At 68.7% G+C, this 18,499-nt stretch carries 16 protein-coding genes; 10 read left to right on the plus strand and 6 right to left on the minus strand.

Features of this window, described 5'->3' with window-relative positions:
• Positions 1-54 precede the first annotated feature (54 nt).
• The 5 genes from A6A40_RS02380 to A6A40_RS02400 all read left to right on the plus strand — a co-directional run bounded on the left by A6A40_RS02380 (position 55) and on the right by A6A40_RS02400 (position 6,211).
• Positions 55-1,656 carry a hybrid sensor histidine kinase/response regulator gene (locus A6A40_RS02380; protein ID WP_063633939.1) on the plus strand — a complete coding sequence of 534 codons (1,602 nt, stop codon included), beginning with the start codon at positions 55-57 and terminating at the stop codon, positions 1,654-1,656.
• Positions 1,657-1,955: 299 nt separating this feature from the next.
• Complete coding sequence (ugpB, locus tag A6A40_RS02385) at positions 1,956-3,308, plus strand: sn-glycerol-3-phosphate ABC transporter substrate-binding protein UgpB (protein ID WP_063633940.1); 1,353 nt, start codon at positions 1,956-1,958, stop codon at positions 3,306-3,308.
• Between the two features lie 83 nt (positions 3,309-3,391).
• Entirely contained in the window at positions 3,392-4,276 is an 885-nt protein-coding gene (gene ugpA / locus A6A40_RS02390; protein ID WP_108546626.1) for a sn-glycerol-3-phosphate ABC transporter permease UgpA, read from the plus strand.
• A complete protein-coding gene (ugpE, locus tag A6A40_RS02395) occupies positions 4,273-5,121 on the plus strand; it encodes a sn-glycerol-3-phosphate ABC transporter permease UgpE (protein WP_063633942.1) in 849 nt (282 codons plus the stop codon). Before ugpA ends, ugpE begins: the two co-directional genes overlap by 4 nt.
• A gap of 25 nt (positions 5,122-5,146) precedes the next feature.
• Positions 5,147-6,211, plus strand: coding sequence for a sn-glycerol-3-phosphate import ATP-binding protein UgpC (locus tag A6A40_RS02400; protein ID WP_063633943.1), 1,065 nt, complete (start codon positions 5,147-5,149; stop codon positions 6,209-6,211).
• An 11-nt stretch (positions 6,212-6,222) separates the two neighbouring features.
• On the opposite strand, the gene A6A40_RS02405 is transcribed toward A6A40_RS02400, so the two are convergent.
• A complete protein-coding gene (locus tag A6A40_RS02405; protein ID WP_063633944.1) occupies positions 6,223-6,411 on the minus strand; it encodes a DUF1674 domain-containing protein in 189 nt (62 codons plus the stop codon).
• A gap of 93 nt (positions 6,412-6,504) precedes the next feature.
• Between A6A40_RS02405 and htpX the strand changes: the two genes are divergently transcribed.
• The 3 genes from htpX (at position 6,505) to A6A40_RS02420 (ending at position 9,308) form a co-directional block, all read left to right on the plus strand.
• On the plus strand, positions 6,505-7,515 hold the full coding sequence (gene htpX, locus A6A40_RS02410; protein ID WP_063633945.1) for a zinc metalloprotease HtpX: 1,011 nt from the start codon (positions 6,505-6,507) through the stop codon (positions 7,513-7,515).
• A 99-nt stretch (positions 7,516-7,614) separates the two neighbouring features.
• Positions 7,615-8,547, plus strand: coding sequence for a DHH family phosphoesterase (locus tag A6A40_RS02415; protein WP_063633946.1), 933 nt, complete (start codon positions 7,615-7,617; stop codon positions 8,545-8,547).
• A 26-nt stretch (positions 8,548-8,573) separates the two neighbouring features.
• Entirely contained in the window at positions 8,574-9,308 is a 735-nt protein-coding gene (locus A6A40_RS02420; RefSeq protein ID WP_063633947.1) for a hypothetical protein, read from the plus strand.
• Here the strand turns inward: A6A40_RS02420 and A6A40_RS02425 are convergent.
• The gene (locus A6A40_RS02425; protein WP_063633948.1) at positions 9,305-10,288 is read right to left on the minus strand and encodes a cobalamin biosynthesis protein; all 984 of its coding nucleotides are present in this window, start codon (positions 10,286-10,288) and stop codon (positions 9,305-9,307) included. The two genes, A6A40_RS02420 and A6A40_RS02425, sit on opposite strands and share 4 nt — an antisense overlap.
• Before the next feature lie 41 nt (positions 10,289-10,329).
• Entirely contained in the window at positions 10,330-10,893 is a 564-nt protein-coding gene (locus tag A6A40_RS02430) for an ankyrin repeat domain-containing protein (RefSeq protein ID WP_063633949.1), read from the minus strand.
• 116 nt (positions 10,894-11,009) lie between these two features.
• Here A6A40_RS02430 and A6A40_RS30950 point away from each other — a divergent pair, with 116 nt between their 5' ends.
• Both A6A40_RS30950 and A6A40_RS02435 read left to right on the plus strand, forming a co-directional pair.
• Entirely contained in the window at positions 11,010-11,156 is a 147-nt protein-coding gene (locus tag A6A40_RS30950; protein ID WP_167562458.1) for a hypothetical protein, read from the plus strand.
• A gap of 108 nt (positions 11,157-11,264) precedes the next feature.
• Complete coding sequence (locus tag A6A40_RS02435) at positions 11,265-11,894, plus strand: hypothetical protein (protein ID WP_082860697.1); 630 nt, start codon at positions 11,265-11,267, stop codon at positions 11,892-11,894.
• 9 nt (positions 11,895-11,903) lie between these two features.
• Here A6A40_RS02435 and A6A40_RS02440 read toward each other — a convergent pair whose 3' ends face one another.
• Genes A6A40_RS02440 through A6A40_RS02450 form a run of 3 tightly spaced genes read right to left on the minus strand, consistent with a single transcriptional unit; the run spans position 11,904 to position 18,384 of the window.
• Positions 11,904-13,301 (minus strand): DUF1329 domain-containing protein, encoded by a 1,398-nt coding sequence (locus A6A40_RS02440; protein ID WP_063633950.1) that lies wholly within the window; start codon positions 13,299-13,301, stop codon positions 11,904-11,906.
• Positions 13,298-15,997 carry a response regulator gene (locus tag A6A40_RS02445; protein WP_063633951.1) on the minus strand — a complete coding sequence of 900 codons (2,700 nt, stop codon included), beginning with the start codon at positions 15,995-15,997 and terminating at the stop codon, positions 13,298-13,300. Before A6A40_RS02445 ends, A6A40_RS02440 begins: the two co-directional genes overlap by 4 nt.
• Positions 15,994-18,384: an ATP-binding protein gene (locus A6A40_RS02450; protein ID WP_063633952.1), complete on the minus strand. Its 2,391-nt coding sequence runs from the start codon at positions 18,382-18,384 to the stop codon at positions 15,994-15,996. Before A6A40_RS02450 ends, A6A40_RS02445 begins: the two co-directional genes overlap by 4 nt.
• Positions 18,385-18,499: the final 115 nt, after the last annotated feature.

Raw genomic sequence — 18,499 nt, forward strand, 5'->3', positions numbered from 1 at the left:
AATGCCTTTCTTTCTATCTTCGGTCTTCCCCGCAGTTTTACCGAGTACATGCCGATGCCACTCATCCAAGGACAGACGCCGACCCGCGCGGACTGGTTCGACGCGCTGCTGTCGGCCAACGACGCTCCCCATGCGTTGCTTGGCGGAGATGGGCGCGTGCTGGTGGCGAACCGTGCCTTTGCCGAAGCTCTGGGCCGTGCGCCGGATGCGGCGGAAGGGCGAACACTGGCAGAGGGCGGGCTGGCTGCGGAGGCGGCCGCCGCAATCGACCTGCTGCGGCGCCAAGTGCTGGCGACCGGCGCCCCGGCCGTCGGTGCCGGACCGTTTCCCGGTCTTGGGCGGGCCGTGACGTTGAGCCCGGTGCGGGATGCCGGCGGCGCCATCCGTGCGGTGGCGCTGATCGCGGACGCCGGCGTGACCGCCCTGGAGGAGGCGCGGGCGGATGCCGCGCAGGCGCGTGCCGATGCGGAGCGCGCCCGCACCGCCAAGGGCAAGTTCCTGTCGGCGGCCAGCCATGACCTGCGCCAGCCCTTCCAGGCGATGCACCTGTTCCACCATCTGCTGGTCGGCCGGCTGACCGATCCGACCTCCATCGAGCTGGCGAACAAGCTGGAGCAGGCGATCGTCGGCGGCGAGACCCTGCTGCGCGCCCTTCTGGAGGTGTCGGCGCTGGAAGCCGGGCTGGTCACGGCTAAGCCGCAGACCTTCCCGGTCGACGAACTGCTCGCCAAGATGCTGGAGGAGTTCGGGCCGGAGGCGGAGGCCAAGGGGCTGCGCTTCAACGTCCGACCGCTCGACGCCCAGGTCACCAGCGATCCCGTGCTGATGGAACGGCTTCTGCGGCCGATCCTGGCGAACGCCCTGCGCTATACCCTGACGGGCGGCATCCTGCTGGCGGCGCGGCGGCGCGGCGGCACTCTGCGCATCGAGGTTTGGGACACCGGTGTCGGCATCGACCCGGCCAACCTTGGGGTGATCTTCGAGGACTTCCACCAGCTCGGCAATCCCGGCCGCGACCGCAAGCAGGGGCTGGGGCTGGGGCTCGCCATCGTGCGGCGGCTGGCGCAGGTGCTGGGGCACCCGGTGACGGTGCGCTCCAAGCTCGGCAAGGGCTCGGTCTTCGCGGTCGAGGTGCCGTTGTCCGGTTGCGACGGCGACCGGTCGGGCGACGATCCCGCCGACAGCGAGCCCGAACCGGCCGCCGGCACCCAGGCCGCTTCCGCTCCGGCAAAGGCCGGGACGGTGCTGGTGATCGAGGACGACGCCATGCAGTTGGAGGGGATCGGCATGCTGCTGCGCGGCTGGGGCTATGCCGTCATCCCCGCCCGCGGCATCGTCGAGGCCTGTGCCGAGTTGGACAATGCCGCCGCCGCCCCGGATCTCGTGCTCTCCGACCTGCGCCTGTCGGGCCCGGAAACCGGCATCGACGCCATCCAGGCGGTGCGCGCCCGCTGCGGCCGGCGCGTGCCGGGCGTCATCGTGACCGGGGACACCGACCCCGACCGGCTGCGCAGCGTCGACCGCAGCGGGCTGCCCCTGGTGCACAAACCTTGCGATCCCCGGGCGCTGCGCCGCCTGCTCTCCCGCAGCATGAAGGCGGGTGCCGCACCCGCTTCGAATGGCGCGAACCGGCCGGACGTCACCTGTTCGCGATAGTCTTTCCGCGCCTGCGCATTTTCGCTCCGCAACACTCCGGTCGGCGGCTGGCCTGCGTCATGAAGCTGCGATACGGCGTCTTGACAGAGCCGGCTCGGCGTGGGCAGTGTGACGCTTAGAGCAACCAAACAATTTCGGAAGCGATCATCGGGTTGTCGGCGCTTTTCGCAAGCGCAAACAGATGGCCCAGCAAATGGCCGCATGCGTCTGCCACCAAAACTTCACGAAAGCGTCGCGGGATGGCAACCCGTTGCCCTCATGACAACCGCGAACCATACCGGGACAGGGAGACCCACCGCATGTTGACCCGCCGCAAGCTTGCCCTCCTGACGGGCGCCGCCACCACCACCGCGCTGCTCCTCGCCGCGCTGCCGGGCTCCGCGCTCGCCCAAGGCAAGACGGTGATCGATTTCTGGCACGGCCTGCCGCAGCCGCTGGGCGGCCAGCTGGAGCAGGTCGTCAAGGAGTTCAACGACAGCCAGCAGGCGGTCCAGGTCAACGCCTCGTACAAGGGCGCCTATCCCGAGACGATGCAGGCCGCCATCGCCGCGTTCCGCGCCGGCAACGCGCCGCACGTCGTGCAGATGTTCGAGGTCGGCACCGCCACCATGATGGCCGCCGGCCCGGCGATCAAGCCGGTCTACCAGCTGATGCAGGAGACGGGGGCGGCCTTCGACGCCAACGCCTACATCCCGGCGGTGAAGGGGTATTACTCGTCCAAGGACGGGAAGATGATGGCGCTGCCGTTCAACAGCTCCAGCACCATCATGTTCTACAACAAGGACGCCTTCCAGAAGGCCGGCCTCGACCCGAACAAGCCGCCGGCGACCTGGCCGGAGATGATCGAGGCGACGAAGAAGCTGAAGGCGTCGGGCTCCACCTGCCCGATGACCACCTCCTGGCCGGTGTGGGCGCAGTTCGAACAGCTGGGCGCCATCCACAACACTCCCTTCGCCAGCCAGGCCAACGGTTTCGGTGGGCTGAACGCCGAGCTGAAGATCGACGCGCCGCTCTACGTCAAGCATGTGCAGACTCTGATCGACATGCAGAAGGAGGGGCTGTTCAAGTATGGCGGCCGTGACAACAAGCCGGACGCCCTGTTCCCGTCGGGCGAATGCGCGATGATCCACGGCTCGTCCGGCCTGCGCAGCCGCATCCTGAAGGAGGCGACCTTCGCCTGGGGTGCCGCCCCGCTGCCCTACTGGCCGGATTTCGCCAAGGACGGGCCGAAGAACAGCATCATCGGCGGCGCCGCCTTCTGGGTCATGACCTCGCCCAAGCGCACGCCGGCCGAATACAAGGCGGTGTCGCAGTTCTTCAGCTACCTTGCCAAGCCCGAGGTGGATTCCAAGTGGCACATGGACACCGGTTATGTCCCGGTGACGATGAAGGGCTTCGAACTGACCAAGGCCCAGGGCTATTACGAGAAGAATCCCGGCGCCGACGTGCCGGCCGCCCAACTGACCCGCACGCCCACCACCGAGAACAGCATGGGCCTCCGCCTGGGCAACCTGCCGGAGATCCGCAACATCATCCAGGAAGAGCTTGAGAAGGCCTTCCAGGGCCAGCAGGACGCCAAACAGGCTCTGGACTCCGCGGTGAAGCGCGGCAACGCCGTGCTGCGCAACTTCGAGCGCGCCAACAAGGGCTGATCCACTGAAGGCTCCCCCTCTCCCCCACTGGGGAGAGGGGGGCCCCCCGAATGTGCGCCATCCAACCCACGAAAGACCATCCTTTGCAGCGTCGCGTGACATTCGACAACCGGCTGCTGCCCTATCTGCTGCTCGCGCCGCAGGTGGCGGTGACGCTGGTGTTCTTCATCTGGCCGGCGGCCCAGGCGGTGTGGCAGTCTGTGCATCTGCAGGACGCCTTCGGCATCCGCAGCGAGTTCGTCTGGTTCGAGAATTTCGAACATGTGCTGACCGACCCGAACTATCTCGACACGCTGAAAGTCACCGTCGTCTTCAGCGTCGCGGTCACCGTGCTGTCGATGGGCACTGCGCTGCTGCTGGCGGTGCTGGCCGATTCCAAGATCAAGGGTGCGCGCGCCTACAAGACGCTGCTGATCTGGCCCTATGCCCTGGCCCCGGCCGTCGCCGCGGTGCTGTGGATGTTCATCTTCAACCCCGACATCGGATCCTTCGGCCTGGCGCTGAAGTCGCTGGGCTATGACTGGGACTACCGGCTGAACGGCGGGCAGGCGCTGTGGATGGTCATCATGGCCGCCAGCTGGAAGCAGGTGGCCTACAACTTCATCTTCTTCCTGGCCGGCCTGCAGGCGATCCCGCGCTCGGTGATGGAGGCGGCCGCCATCGACGGTGCCGGTCCGGTGCGGCGCTTCTGGACCATCACCTTCCCGCTCTTGTCGCCGACCACCTTCTTCCTGCTGGTGGTCGACATGGTCTATGCCTTCTTCGAGACCTTCGGCACCATCCATGCCCTGACCCAGGGCGGGCCGGGCAAGGCGACGGAGACGCTGATCTTCCGCGTCTATCACGACGGCGTGGTCAACAACGATCTCGGCGGATCGTCGGCCCAGTCGGTGATCCTGATGGTGATCGTCATCGCTCTGACGGCGGTGCAGTTCCGCTTCATCGAGCGCAAGGTCCATTACGCATGAAGCCGACCCGATTCATCGACCTCGTGCCGCACATCGTGCTGATCGTCGGCGTGCTGGTCTTCGCCTATCCGATCTATGTGACGCTGATCGGTTCCACCTGGGATTCCGGCACCATCGGTCGCGGCGGTCTGCCGCTGTGGCCGGGCGGGGAAGGGGTGGACAATTACGCCCAGGCCTGGGCGGGCGAGGCGGGGGCGCGCGCCAAATACACGCCCGTGCGCACCATGATGCTGAACAGCCTGATCATGGCGCTGGCCATCGCGCTGGGGAAGATCGCCATCTCGATCCTGTCGGCCTATGCGGTGGCGTTCTTCCGCTTTCCGCTGCGCATGGCCTTCTTCTGGCTGATCTTCATCACGCTGATGCTGCCGGTGGAGGTGCGCATCATCCCGACCTACAAGGTCGTCGCCGACCTCGGCCTGATCAACACCTATGCCGGGCTGGCGGTCCCGCTGATCGCGTCGGCCACCGCGACGCTGCTGTTCCGCCAGTTCTTCCTGACCATTCCGGACGAACTGCTGGAGGCTGCCAAGATCGACGGCGCCGGGCCGGTGCGCTTCTTCATCGACGTGGTGCTGCCGCTGTCGCGCACCAACATCGCCGCCCTGTTCGTCATCCTCTTCATCTATGGCTGGAACCAGTATCTCTGGCCGCTCCTGGTCACCAGCAGCGGCGACATGGAAACCATCGTCACCGGCATCACCAAGATGATCGGCACCGGCGAATCGGCCAACGACTGGAATCTCATCATGGCGACGACGGTGCTGGCGATGCTGCCGCCGGTGGCGGTGGTGGTGTTCATGCAGCGCTGGTTCGTCAAGGGTCTGGTGGACAGCGAAAAGTAAGACGCGGGCGAAGGAAAGAAGAACAATGGCAACCGTTGAAATCCGCGACGTCCGCAAATCCTACGGGCCGGTCGAAGCGATCAAGGGCATCGACATCGCGATCCGCGATGGCGAGTTCCTCGTCCTGCTGGGGCCGTCCGGCTGCGGCAAGTCCACCCTGTTGCGCATGGTCGCCGGGCTGGAGGGCATCACCGGCGGCGAGATCGCCATCGGCGGGCGCGTGGTCAACACTCTGGAACCCAAGGACCGCGACATCGCGATGGTGTTCCAGAACTATGCGCTCTACCCGCACATGACGGTCTTCGACAACATGGCCTACGGCCTGAAGATCCGCGGGATCCCGAAGGCGGAGATCCGCGCCCGCGTCGACAAGGCGGCGGAAATCCTGGAATTGGGCCGCTTCCTCGACCGCCGGCCGAGCCAGCTGTCGGGCGGCCAGCGCCAGCGCGTCGCCATGGGCCGCGCCATCGTGCGCGAACCCGCCGCCTTCCTGTTCGACGAGCCGCTGTCCAACCTGGACGCCAAGCTGCGCACCCAGATGCGGGTGGAGATCAAGCGGCTGCAGGACCGCCTGCGCATCACCAGCCTCTACGTCACCCATGACCAGGTGGAGGCGATGACGCTGGCCGACCGCATCCTGGTGATGAACCATGGCGTCGCCGAACAGATCGGCACGCCCTTGGAAGTCTATCAGCGCCCGGCCAGCCTGTTCGTCGCCGGCTTCATCGGCTCCCCGCCGATGAATGTTCTGGACGGCCGCATCGACGACCGCGGCGAGGCGGTGCTGGTGCCCGGTGGCCAGCGCCTGACCCTGCCGCAGCCGCGCCCGACCGATGCCGGCCGGCCGATCAAGCTGGGCATCCGCCCGGAGCATATGGCCGCCGCAGCGGACGGCTTCTCCATCGAGGTGGAACTGGTCGAGGCGCTGGGGGCCGACACGGTGGTCTATGGCCGCCTGCCGGACGGCGAGACGCTGCTGGTCCGCATGGCCGGCATTCCCATCGTGCGCGAGCGCGACCGCCTGACCGTTGCTCCGCAGGACGGTGCCCTGCACCTGTTCGACGCGGTGACCGGCCGCCGGATGGAGTGAGAAGGAGTCCCTCAGAAATCCGAACAGCGCCCCTTGAACTCCCAGTCGCCGTAGCGGGTCGGCTCCGGTCCCTTCGGGCCGCCGATCTCGCCCGGCTTCTGCTCCGGGCCTTTCGTCTCGCTGGCGTCCGGAGCGGTCTCTCCGGTTGCCGCCTCGGTGGTGTCCTGCTGCGGCTTGGTCGGTTCGGTCATCATGTCCATCGCGAAATTGCGGGCATCTTGAACGCGGGCTCGGATAGGTCCCATATCTCGGTTCGGAGCGGGTAACCCCGCTTCGGCCCATCCTGAACCGATATGGCGATCATGACCAGCTATCTGAAGACCACCATTCTCCTTGCCGGCCTGACGGCGATCTTCATGGCGGTCGGCTTCCTGCTGGGCGGCAAGACCGGCCTGATCATCGCCTTCGTCGTCGCCCTGGGCATGAACCTGTTCAGCTACTGGAACTCCGGCGACATGGTGCTGTCGATGTACGGCGCCCGCGAGGTCGACGGCTATTCGGCGCCGGAGTTCCAGGGCATCGTCGCCCGGCTGGCGGAGCGCGCCGGCCTGCCGATGCCGCGCGTCTACATCATCGAGAACGATCAGCCCAACGCCTTCGCCACCGGCCGCGATCCGGAGCATGCGGCGGTCGCCGCCACCACCGGCCTGCTGCAGCGCCTGACGCCGGAGGAGATCGCCGGCGTGATGGCGCATGAGCTGGCCCATGTGAAGAACCGCGACACGCTGATCATGACGATCACCGCGACCATCGCCGGTGCGGTGTCGATGCTCGGCAATTTCGGCCTGTTCTTCGGCGCTTCCAGCAGCGACGAGCGCGGCGGCAACCCGCTGGGCATGGTGGGGGCGGTGCTGGCCGCCATCCTCGCCCCCATCGCCGCCACGCTGGTGCAGATGGCGATCAGCCGGACCCGCGAGTTCGAGGCCGACCGCATCGGCGCCGAGATCTGCGGCCGTCCCAGCTGGCTGGCCGATGCGTTGACCAACATCCACAACAGCGCCAACCACATCCCCAATTATCAGGCGGAGGCGCATCCGGCGACCGCCCACCTGTTCATCGCCAACCCCCTGAGCGGCGCCAGCATGGCCAGCCTGTTCTCCACCCACCCCGACATGGGCGAGCGGGTGGCGCGGCTGCGCGCGATGGCGGCCCAGGGAGGCGGTTTCAGCGGCGGCTTTGGGGCCGGCTTTGGGGGCGGCAACCACACCCCGCCGCGTGACGGCCGCTCTCCCTGGGGGGCTCCGCCGCAACAGGGCAGCCAGGGCGGCTTCATGCCGCAGAACCGCCGCGGCCCCTGGGGCTGATCTCCGGCGCGGTCGCTGGTAAAGGATTGCGCGCCGGATGGGTGGACGATTACCCTTCCGGCCAGCGCTCAACCAAGACGGCCGCCAGGGGAAGCTTGCATGTCCGAAGTCGCGAAATACCGCCTCGTCACCCGTTCCGATTTCGATGGGCTGGTCTGCGCCGTCCTGCTGAAGGATCTGGGCATCCTCGACGAGATCAAGTTCGTCCATCCCAAGGACATGCAGGACGGCAAGATCGAGATCTCCAGCCGCGACATCACCACCAACCTGCCTTATGTCGACGGCGCCCATCTGGTGTTCGACCATCATTTGTCGGAGACCTTGCGCGTCGGCGAAAAGGCGAACCACATCATCGACCCCAAGGCACCGTCCGCCGCCCGCGTCGTCTATGATTATTACGGTGGGAAGGAGCGCTTCCCCACCATCTCCGACGAGATGATGGCAGCGGTCGATCAGGCCGACTCGGCGCAGTACCAGCGCGAGGACATCCTCAACCCGACCGGTTGGACTTTGCTGAACTTCATCATGGACGCGCGCACCGGGCTGGGCCGCTTCCGCGAGTTCCGGGTGTCGAACTACCAGCTGATGATGGACCTGATCGACTATTGCCGCAGCCATTCGATCGAGCAGATCCTGGAGCTGCCCGACGTGAAGGAGCGGGTGGAGCTCTACACCCAGCATGCCGAGCTGTTCGTCGACCAGCTGAAGCGCTGCGCCACCGTGCGCGGCAACGTCGTCGTGCTCGACCTTCGCAAGGAGGAGACGATCTATGCCGGCAACCGCTTCATGATCTACGCGCTGTTTCCCGACACCAACGTGTCCATCCATGTGCTGTGGGGCCTGAAGCAGCAGAACACCGTGCTGGCCTGCGGCAAGTCGATCCTGAACCGCAGCTCGAAGACCGACATCGGCCCGCTGATGCTGCAATATGGCGGCGGCGGGCATCAGGCGGCCGGCACCTGCCAGGTCGACAACGACCGGGCCGAAGAGGTACTGGAGGCCATCGTCGCCCGCATGCGGGCGGACGGCTGACACCTCACCGACCGGGTCCTGAGCGATTGAGCGCCTTTCCTCCCTTCCCCGATGGCACCCTGTTCGACGCCGGATGGCTGTCCGCCCTGTCCGACGAGGTGCCGCGGGCCGAGGCGCTCGACCGCGCCCGCCCGGTGGTCGCCGACGCCATCGCCCGCACCGACGCGGCCGGGGCGGCGGCGCTGGCCCGCATCGACGCGCTGGTGGCAGGCGCTGCGCTCGACGCCATCCCGGCGCTGCTGGTGGCCGAGACCCATGAGTTGCCGGAGGCTGCTGCGACGGCCGAACGCTCCATCCACGACCTGATGAGCCGCGTCGCCTACAAGCGGCGGGAACTGATGCCGCTGTTCCCGGATTTGATCGAGCGCGTCGCCGCCGTCCATGCCGCGGCGGCGCTGGCCTGTGGCACGTCGCGTTGGCGGCTGATGGCGTCGCGCGCCAGGCTTCAGCCGGGCCGGCCGTCCAGTCCGATCCAGGGTTCCGGCACCCGCTATGTGAAGAGCGACCGTTTCGACGCCCGCGCCGCCGAAAGCCTGCCCGCCATCGACCGCACCCGCGCCGACCGCATTTTGAAGCGGCTCGGAGAGGCCCCGGTGCCGGACGAACTGGAACTGCGCCCGCTGGATGACGGCGATGATCTCTGGACCATCAAGGCCGGCGGGACCAGCCGCTTCATCCTGCGGGTCGAGCGCGACCGGCGGGGGCCGTTCTACATGGTGGAGGATGTCGGGCCGCAGGCGTCCGGTCAAATGCCTGCCTAGATCCCCGCCACGCCCCACAGCAGCAGCGCCACCAGCCCGACCAGCAGCAATGCTGCGACCGCTGAGAGAGCGAGCGCTCGCCCGATGTCGGCAGGGGTGACGCGGGCGCGGCCGTCGCCGATCCAGCTTTCGGTGATGACCACACCGCCGTCGCGGTGTGGGCCGCCCAGCGCGAGGCCCAGGGCGCCCGCCATCGCCGCGATGGGCCAGCCCATGTTCAGCGACGGGTGCTTGCGCGCATCGCTGCGCAAAGTGCGGAAAGCGGCGCCGGCCTTGGCGGTGCCGATGAAGGGGGCGGCGATCGCCAGCAGCAGGCCGGCCAGCCGGGCGGGCAGGGCGTTCAGCGCGTCGTCCAGCGTCGCCGCGGTCGATCCGAAGCGGCCATGGCGGACTCCGGGGCTGCCCAGTGCGGCGTCGGCGCCGTCCATCGCGGTCCAGACGAACAGGCCCGGCACGCCGAGCAGGGCATAGGCGAAGACCGGTGCCACCAGCTTGCGGTCGAAGGCGCGGGCCGCCGCCTCCACCGCCGCACGGGCGATGCCGTGCTCGTCCAGGCCATAGACGTGGCGGCGGGTCAGCGACTGGATCGCCTCCTGGCCGGGAACCACCCCGCCGCTCTCCAGCGCGCGGCGCACCGCACGCACGCGGGTCCAGGCCGCCCGACCGCGCAGGCCGCAGAGCAGGGCCAGCAGTTCCAGCATCCAGCCGCGGCCAATGGAGCCGACCCATTCGACCGCCAGCCCCGCCGCCACGGCGACGAGCAGCAGCGCCAGCACCACCAGCGCCCCGCGGAAAACCTGCGCCGAGGCGCCGCGCTCCGCCCGGTTCAGCCGGGCATCGGCGGCGTTGCAGAAGCGCCGCGCCAGCCCTGCCGGGTCGGGCAGGAGGCGGTCCAGCCAATCGCCGAACAGCGCGTCGATCCCCAGCGCCAGCAGCAGGAGAAGCAGCGGGCCGGGACCGCCGAAAGCCGAACCGAACATGGCGTCTCCGCGGTCAGACGACGGGCATCAGCGGGCGCCGGTCATCGTGCGCCGGCTTGGCGCAGCAAGGTGCCGACGCGGGCGTTGCGGCTTTCCTGCGCCCAGTTCAGCGCGGTGCGGCCGGTGAAGTCGGAGCGGTCGACCTTGGCGCCGGCCTTCAGCAGCCGCTCCACCACGTCGGCGCGTCCGGCGCGGGCGGCGACCATCAGCGGGGTCATGCCCTCGCGGTTTTCCATATCGACCTTGGCGCCCTTCTTCAGCAGCAGCTCGATCAGGTCCGGGTTGCCGCTTTCGGCCGCGGCCAGCAGCGGGGTGTTGCCGGCCTTGTCGGCGCGGTTGACGTTGGCGCCGCTGTCCAGCAGCAGGCCGGCCATCGCCGGGCTGGACCGGTCCACCGCCGCCAGCAGGGCGGTCTTGCCGTGGATGTCGGCCTGGTTGGGGTTCTCGCCCCGCAACAGGGCGCCCTTCACCTTGGCGACGTCGCCATCGTTGACCGCCTGCATCAGCCCGGTGTCCTGGAACAGGCTGATCTGGGCGAGCGCCGGGGCGGCGGAGCCGGCGGACAGGCCGGCGACGAAGAGGGTGGCGAGCAGGAGCCGCTTCATGGCGGGTGTCCTTCCTTGACAGCAGGGGTGCCGGATACTAGCCAAAAGACGGGCTACATTGCCAGATCGGCCTTGCCTGTTTTCTGTGCGCGGGCCGCATCGATCCGAGGACCGCCATGCTCCGCAACCCGCTTGCCCGTCACATCGCGCTGTTCCTGCTGGTGAAGGCGGTGCTGATCGGGCTCGGCCTCTGGTGGTTCCTGGGCGCCATGCCGGAGCCGCGCGGCATCGTGCCGCCCCCGGCCGCCGCGGCGCGCTCCTGATCGACAGCCTCATCGCAAGCACGGACGGAACCATGTCCGGAACCTTGGACCCGGTTCGCGGTTGGATCCGGATTGTACGGACATCCTGCGAAGTGAAGGGGTGGAGGCATGATCGAAAGCCGCAACCAGAATCCGGCCACAGTCGATTCCAGTGCCTGGACCGGAGACAGCGGAGGGGCGACGGACGCCACGGTGCGGGAGGCGGTGGCGATTCTCGACAGCCGCGAGTCCCTGCAGAAGGCCATCGACGACCTGACCCTGGCCGGTTTCCAGCGCCATGAGTTGAGCCTGCTGGCCAACGACGAGACCATCCGCGAGCGGCTGGGGAGCGTGCCGGCCGACGTCGGCAACCTCGCCCACGATCCCGACGCCCCGCGGCAGGCTTACATCTCGCCGGAGGACATCGGCAGCGGCCAGGGTGCCGCCGTCGGCTTTCCCGCCTATGTCGGCGCCATCATCGCCACCGGCGCCGTGCTGGCGACCGGAGGGACGGCGCTCGCCGCCGCCGCCGCCGCTGCGGCCGCCGGGGTGGGCAGCGGGGCAGCGGGCTCCTTCCTGTCGCAATGGATCACCGACAAGCGCAACGAGCCGATGCTGCAGCATCTCGACAAGGGCGGCATCCTGCTGTGGGTCAATGTCGGCGACGCCGCGCGCGAACGCATCGCGCTGGAGATCTTGAACCGCCACGCCGTCCAGCCGGCCGAAGTCCATGACGTGCGGCAGACCGGATCGGCGTGAGGGCCGGCCTCATCCCCGCCGGCCGCGGCGGACCAGGGCCTCCTCGGTGAAATCGTCCGGCTTGAGCGGGGCGTCGAACTGCGGCGGCGGCAGGCCGTTGTCCATGCCGCGCGCGACATAGCGGTCGGCGGTCAGGTCGAAGGCGAACTCCACCGTCGGGACCAGGGCCGGGACCTGCCAGTGCGGGATCGGATGCGCCTCGGCGTAGCGCAGAAGCTCGCCCTTGCCGTTGTAATGCTCCGACGCCAGAATCTGCCAGCTGTCCTCGTCCAGGTAATAGGTGCGGTCGGGCAGGGAGTGCTGGAAGTTCGGCTTCAGCCTTGCATCCACCACCCAGACCCGATGCATCTCGTAGCGCAGGAATTGCGGGTTCGGATGGCCCGGCCACAGGATGTCCCGCGCCGTCAGGCCGGGGTTGGTCAGCCTTTGGGCGTTGTAGGGCATGTACATCTCGCGCCGCGTCACCAGCGTGAAGTCGAAGCGGTCGAGCGCGCCGCTGAACATGTCCAGCATGTCGGCGGTGCAGATGCCGCCCGTCACCGGGTCGGGCGTGTCATAGGCGAAGTCGGGCGCCCGCACCACCCGGCCGCGTTCACCCTCCCGTGCCCAGGCGCGGGTCCGTGCGGCGATGGGGTCGAGCGTCGACTGGACGATCAGGCTGTTTCCTGCCTGCTCCTTCGGCTCCAGGACGGTGCGGCGGTAGAGCAGCGGCGGTGCCGTGGCGTCTCCGGCGGCGTAGGGGGAGAGGAAATCCTCGCGCAGCCGGGTCTGCGTGCGTGCCCCGTCGGCGGACTGGACCATGGTCAGGCTGGTGCGCGTCACCCGCTCGCCGCGCCAGCGCAGCTTGTGGTTCCACATCGCCTGCACCCCGTTGGCCGGGATGGGAAAGGGTACGCCGACCGCCGCATCGCGAAGGACCAGGCCATTCGCCCCCAGCGAGGCCCGGTCGGCATTCGCCATCGACGCGTCATAGATGCGTTGCGGAGCGGCGGCGCTGCGCCGGCTGAGGAACAGCGCCAGCTCGAAGCTCTCCGGGAATTTTTCCAGCAGCGCCAGTTGCCCTGCGGTCAGCCGGACCTTGTAGCGCTCGACATCGGCGGCACCGACTGTGAACCAGCGGACATCCTCGATGAAGGGATCGGGGGAGGGGCGGCCGGGCACATAGCCGCGCGGCGCCTGGGTCAATCCGCCGGTCCAGGCGGGGATCGCCCGTGTGCGGTTGCCGGCCCGCACCGCCCCGAAGGGTGTCAACTCCTCGCCCAGCCGCGGCACGCCGACATCCGCCGGTGGATTCTGGACGGTCGCAGTCTGGGCCCGCAACGGTGATGCCGCCGTTGCGGCGGCGGTGCCCAGCAGGAAGCCGAGCGCCTCCCGCCGGCTGGGGTGGCGGGTCGTCGGATCGTTCATCCTGCCGGCCTCTCCGTTTCGGCCAGCTCCTTGCCGATGGCCTCGCAGGTGACCGTGAAGCTGACGCGCAGCCGATCGGCCGCCTCCGCAAGACGGGAGAGCGGCGCGCCCTCGGCGGCGGCCTGTTCCAGGATACGGGCGGTTTCCGCCAGCGGCTTGGCTCCGGCATTGCGCGAGGAGCCTTTCAGGTTGTGGGCGCAGGCCCGCACCCAGTCACGGTCGCCGTTGCCGAGCGCCGTATCGAGATCGGCGATGATCCCGCGGCCGATGGTGACGAAGTCATCCAGCAACTCCGCCAGCATCGTCGCATCGCCGCCGCACAGCGCGCGCAGACCGCCGAGTTCGATCGGCGAATCGCCTACGGCCGGCGGGGCGGAGGTCGCCGGAGCATATTCCTCCCCTTCGGACGAAACCGGTGCCGGCGGCATCCAGCGGGCGAGAGCCACGGCCAGTTGCGACAGTTCAAGCGGTTTGCTCAGCACGTCGTCCATGCCGGCGGCGCGGTAGCTCTCGATGTCGGCGGGGGCGGCGTTGGCGGTGATCGCGATGATCGGCAGGCGGCTGCCGCAGCCGGATTTGCCGATATCCGCTTCGGCGGCGCGGATGCGGCGGGTCAGCTCGAATCCGTCGATCTCCGGCATCTGGACGTCGGTCAGCAGCAGCGCGTAGCGGCGCCGGCCCTGGCGCATGGCGTCGAGAGCGGCCAGCGCTTCCGCTCCGCCCGGCGCCATCTCCGCGGCATAGCCGAGGGCCTGCAGCTGCATCAGCAGAACCTTGCGGTTCACCGGATTGTCTTCCGCCACCAGGATCAGACGCCCCTGGGCCGTCGCCTCCTCTTCGCTGGGTGCGGCCGGCGCGGACGGTTGCGTGGAGCGGGCGCTGCGGCCGGCGGCGGGCGTGGCCGGGGCGGCGTCATGGGGGCCGGCATTGGGGGCGGGCAGGAGAACCGGACGTCCGGCAGCGGCGGCCACCGCGCGCAGCAGCACCAGCCGGCGTATCGGGCGGCTCAGCACCACGGTGCCGGGCTGGGCGCCCCGTGTGCCTGGACGGGAGGTGGCGGACGCCTCTCTCCCGGTCTCGTGGCAGAGCAGGACCACCGGCGGCCGGGGTTCGCCGCTGCGGCGGCCGAACTCGTCGGGCGCGCAGGCTGCGGCAGGAACCTGCAGCGCCTCGTCGATGGTGACGACACCGACGGCGCATCCCGCCTCCCGCGCGATGCGGGCCTGGGTCGCCAGTTCCGGCGGGGAGGCTGCGGGCAGCACGCGGGCGCCGGATTGTTCGAGGTAGCGGGCGAGAAAGCCGCGCTCGGTGTCGTCGGGCACGCCCAGCAGCACCGTCAGGCCATCCAGCCCTATGGTGTCGCTGGCATCCTCCGCCGGGGCCGGTGCCGCTGCGCGGGTCAGCGGCAGGCGCAGCCAGAAGGTGGAGCCGGCGCCGGGTTCGCTTTCCACCCCGATCTCGCCGCCCATCAGCGCCGCCAGCCGGCGGCTGATCGACAATCCCAGCCCGGTGCCGCCGAAGCGCCGGGTGGTCGAACTTTCCGCCTGGGTGAAGGGCTGGAACAGGCGCTGGCAGGTGGATTCGGCAATCCCGATCCCGGTGTCGCAGACGGCGATGCGCAGCAGCGGTTCGGCGTCGCCGTCCGAAGTCGCGGTCTCCAGCTCCGCGCGCAGGACGACACGGCCCGTCTCGGTGAACTTGATGGCGTTTCCGGCGAGGTTGAACAGGATCTGGCGCAGCCGCACCGGATCGCCCAGCAATGCCTGCGGAATTGCCGGGTCCACATAGGTCAGCAGCACCAGCCCTTTTGCCCCGGCAGCGGGAGCCAGTGTTTCGGCCACCCCTTCGACCAAGGCCGGGACCGACAGCGGCACCCGCTCCAGATCCATCTTTCCGGCTTCGATCTTGGAGAAATCCAGGATGTCGTCGATGATGCGCAACAGCGCGCTGGCCGATTCGCGCATGGTGGCGACGGTGTCGCGCTGATGCTCGTCCAGTTCCGTCCGTTCCAGCAGGCCGAGCATGCCGAGCACCCCGTTCATCGGCGTGCGGATCTCGTGGCTCATGGTGGCCAGGAAGGCCGATTTTGCCTTGGTCGCCTCCTCCGCCTGCTCGCGGCTTTCGCGCAGTTCGCGCGTGCGTTCCGCCACGCGTGTTTCGATCGATTGGATCTGGTCGAAGGCGCGCAGCGCGGCGATCACGGCGGTGAACAGGCTTTCCGCCGACAGGTCGGCCTTCGGCTTGTAGTCGTTGATGTCGTAATCGACGATCACGTCGCGTTGCGGCGCCTGTCCCGGCTGGCCGGTGCGCAGGATGATGCGGACGTCGCGGTTGCCCAGTTCGTCCCTGATCCAGCGCACCAGCTTCAGGCCGGAATCATCCTCCTCCATCACCACGTCCAGCAGGACCACGGCGATGTCGCGGCGGAGTTCCAGAACAGAACGGGCGTCGGCAGCGGTGAAGCTGCTGACGAGTTCCAGCCGCCGCCGCTGGAAGGTCACATCGGCCAGCAGCAGGCCGGTCATCGAATGAACGTCGGATTCGTCGTCCACCACCAGGATGGTCCAGGGCGGGGCGGCCGGGTCGTGCGCAGGTGCACGCTGAACCGCGGTGGCGCCGGAGCGATCCGCAAGCCCTTCCGCCTCCTCGTCGGCGAACAGGATCTCGTCGTCGTCAAAGGCGGCGCCGGTGCTCATGCGGGGTCGGTCTCCAGCGGGACGGGCGTCGGAAGGGGAAACGGCTGCGGTTGGGACTGGGGTTGCGTGGCTGCCTGCGGGGTCGCGGCGGTCCGCGGGATTCGCAGGGTGAAGGTAGTTCCATCGCCGGGAACGCTGTCAACCGAGATCCGCCCGCCGAGCGACTGGGTGACGAGGTTGAAGACGATGTGCAGCCCCAGCCCGCTGCCGCCCGACCCGCGGCGGGTGGTGAAGAAGGGCTCGAACACCTTTGGCAGATTTTCCGCCGGAATGCCGACGCCGTCGTCGGCGAAGCGGATCGTCACCTCGTCGTCCGGCATCTCGTCCACGTCGATCACCATGTGTCCCTTGCTGTCCGCCGGGAAGGCGTGGGTCAGGGCGTTCATCACCAGATTGGTCACCACCTGGCTGAGCGCGCCGGGGAAGCTGTCCATCAGGATGCCGGGCGAACAGGCGATGGCGACCCGGTGACGGCTCTTGCGCAGGGTAGGGCCGAGCGACGTCACCACCTCCTCCAGATAGGCCAGCAGGTCGAAGCGGCGCCGCTCCTCGCTGGTCTGGTCGACGGCGACCCGCTTGAAGCTCTGGATCAGCTCGGCGGCGCGGGTCAGGTTCTGTTCGATCAGGCGGGAGGATTCGCTGGCGGTGGCGACATAGGCGGCAAGCTCCGACTTCCTCATCGTCCCGCGCTCGAACGCCTCGGCCAGGGTGCCGGTCCGTCCCGACAGATGGGTGGCGCAGCCAAAGGCGATGCCGATGGGCGTGTTGATCTCGTGGGCCACGCCGGCGACCAGCAGGGCGAGCGAGGCCATCTTCTCCGCCTGGACCAGATTGGCCTGGGTCTCCTTCAGGTCGGCATAGGCGCGCTCCAGTTCCTGCATGGCGTTGAAGATTTCCTCGGCCGACCGCGCTTCCACCGTCACATCGGTCAGGGTGCGGACGAAGCCGCCCTCCGGCAGCGGGTTGGTGCGCACCTCCACGATGCGGCCGTCGGGACGGCGTCGCTTGAAGGTGAAGGGCTGGTCGATGGTGCCGGCCGGTTCGTCCGGCCCGGCGCCGGCGTGGCCATCGGTGCCGCCGATTCCGTAGCTGAGATACAGGTCGGGGTCGTCGCCCATCTCGCCGAATTCTCCCTGGCGGCGCTGAAGGGCGACCACGTCGGCGAAGCGCGGGCTTCCGGCCAGCACCTCCGGCGGGATGTTCAGCAGTTCCGCCGCGCGGCTGTTTGCCATCACCACACGCCCGTCGCCGTCGACCTTGAGGATGCCCTGGTCGGTGTTGTCCAGCGTGACCTGCAGGATGTTGCGCTCATGTGCCAGGTCCAGTTCCGCCCGCACCCGTTCGGTGACGTCGGACATGGTGCCGGTCAGCCGCCGGGCGCGGCCGTCGGCATCGCGCTGTGCGGTGGCGCGATCCTCGATCCAGGCCCAGCGGCCATCGCGCCGGCGCATCCGGTAGACCGCCGTGTAGGCCATGGCCCGGTCGCGCAGCCGGCGCCGCGAATCGGCCATCACCCCTTCCGCTTCGTCCGGATGCAGCAGCGAGGCCCAGGTCTCCGTCGTCATGGCCAGCTCGTTCGGTCCGTAGCCCAGCAGGGTGGGAAACTCCTTGGACCACCAGTAAAGCCCGGTCCGCAGGTCGTAATCCCAGACCGAGGACCGGGTGGCGGTGATGGCCAGCGCCAGCCGCTGCTCGCTCATGCGCAGGGCGGCCTCCTCCCGGCCCAGCCGGGCGAGCATGGCATTGTGGGCCTGGATCACCCGGCCGAGTTCATCCGAAGCGCGCCAATCCACCGGCTGCAGCCCGCCGCCGCGTTCCGATTCCAGGATGGAGGCGATCAGCCGCCGAAGCGGCCGTCCCACCGTCAGCCGGAGTGCCGCCAGCGCCGCCGCGATGGTGCCGGCCAGCATCAGCAGAAGGAGGACGGCGGTGTTCACCACCTCCTGCCGCAACTGTTCGCGCGCGACCTTGTGGTTGTAGTGCAGGGTGATGGTGCCGACCTGGAGATTCTGCACCCGGATCGGGCGGCGTTCGATGTTGGCGTCGCCGCTCAAGGGGCAGCTCGGTCCGGGCCAGGCGAACAGCCCGTCGGCCAGATCGTCCGTCACCTCGACGCAGACCAGCTCCCGGTTGGCGCCGATGGCCTGGATCACATTGCGGATCGCCTGGACGTCGAAGGTCCAGAGGTTGTTGGACAATGCCGCCGCATTGATGTCGGCGATGGTCGCCACCTTGTCCCGCAGGGCCGCCTGCAGATCCTGGTAGCGGTCGTAGAAGAACAGGGCGGAGAACAGCGAGACGGTGACCACCAGGCTGGGCACCAGGATCAGCAGGAATTTTGCCGATACCGCCGGCACGCGCCGCCACGCCTCAGCGATCCTGGTCATACATTGCCGTTCCGGACGTTCGTTGGTGCGGCACGCAGCGCGCGTGCGCCCCTACGGACGTTCTACCCGGTTGCGGACGGCGCGTCCATGGGGGTGAACCCGGGCTGTCGCATGG

It is taken from the genome of Azospirillum humicireducens (genome assembly GCF_001639105.2).
GTDB classification, from domain to species: Bacteria; Pseudomonadota; Alphaproteobacteria; order Azospirillales; family Azospirillaceae; genus Azospirillum; species Azospirillum humicireducens.

Excerpts from the sequence above, each read along its gene's own strand:
- A6A40_RS02380 (WP_063633939.1), top strand. The coding sequence starts at position 55 with ATGCCACTCATCCAAGGACAGACGCCGACCCGCGCGGACTGGTTCGAC.
- ugpB (WP_063633940.1), top strand. The coding sequence starts at position 1,956 with ATGTTGACCCGCCGCAAGCTTGCCCTCCTGACGGGCGCCGCCACCACC.
- ugpE (WP_063633942.1), top strand. The coding sequence starts at position 4,273 with ATGAAGCCGACCCGATTCATCGACCTCGTGCCGCACATCGTGCTGATC.
- A6A40_RS02400 (WP_063633943.1), top strand. The coding sequence starts at position 5,147 with ATGGCAACCGTTGAAATCCGCGACGTCCGCAAATCCTACGGGCCGGTC.
- A6A40_RS02405 (WP_063633944.1), bottom strand. The coding sequence starts at position 6,411 with ATGGACATGATGACCGAACCGACCAAGCCGCAGCAGGACACCACCGAG.
- htpX (WP_063633945.1), top strand. The coding sequence starts at position 6,505 with ATGGCGATCATGACCAGCTATCTGAAGACCACCATTCTCCTTGCCGGC.
- A6A40_RS02415 (WP_063633946.1), top strand. The coding sequence starts at position 7,615 with ATGTCCGAAGTCGCGAAATACCGCCTCGTCACCCGTTCCGATTTCGAT.
- A6A40_RS02425 (WP_063633948.1), bottom strand. The coding sequence starts at position 10,288 with ATGTTCGGTTCGGCTTTCGGCGGTCCCGGCCCGCTGCTTCTCCTGCTG.
- A6A40_RS02430 (WP_063633949.1), bottom strand. The coding sequence starts at position 10,893 with ATGAAGCGGCTCCTGCTCGCCACCCTCTTCGTCGCCGGCCTGTCCGCC.
- A6A40_RS30950 (WP_167562458.1), top strand. The coding sequence starts at position 11,010 with ATGCTCCGCAACCCGCTTGCCCGTCACATCGCGCTGTTCCTGCTGGTG.
- A6A40_RS02435 (WP_082860697.1), top strand. The coding sequence starts at position 11,265 with ATGATCGAAAGCCGCAACCAGAATCCGGCCACAGTCGATTCCAGTGCC.
- A6A40_RS02440 (WP_063633950.1), bottom strand. The coding sequence starts at position 13,301 with ATGAACGATCCGACGACCCGCCACCCCAGCCGGCGGGAGGCGCTCGGC.
- A6A40_RS02445 (WP_063633951.1), bottom strand. The coding sequence starts at position 15,997 with ATGAGCACCGGCGCCGCCTTTGACGACGACGAGATCCTGTTCGCCGAC.
- A6A40_RS02450 (WP_063633952.1), bottom strand. The coding sequence starts at position 18,384 with ATGACCAGGATCGCTGAGGCGTGGCGGCGCGTGCCGGCGGTATCGGCA.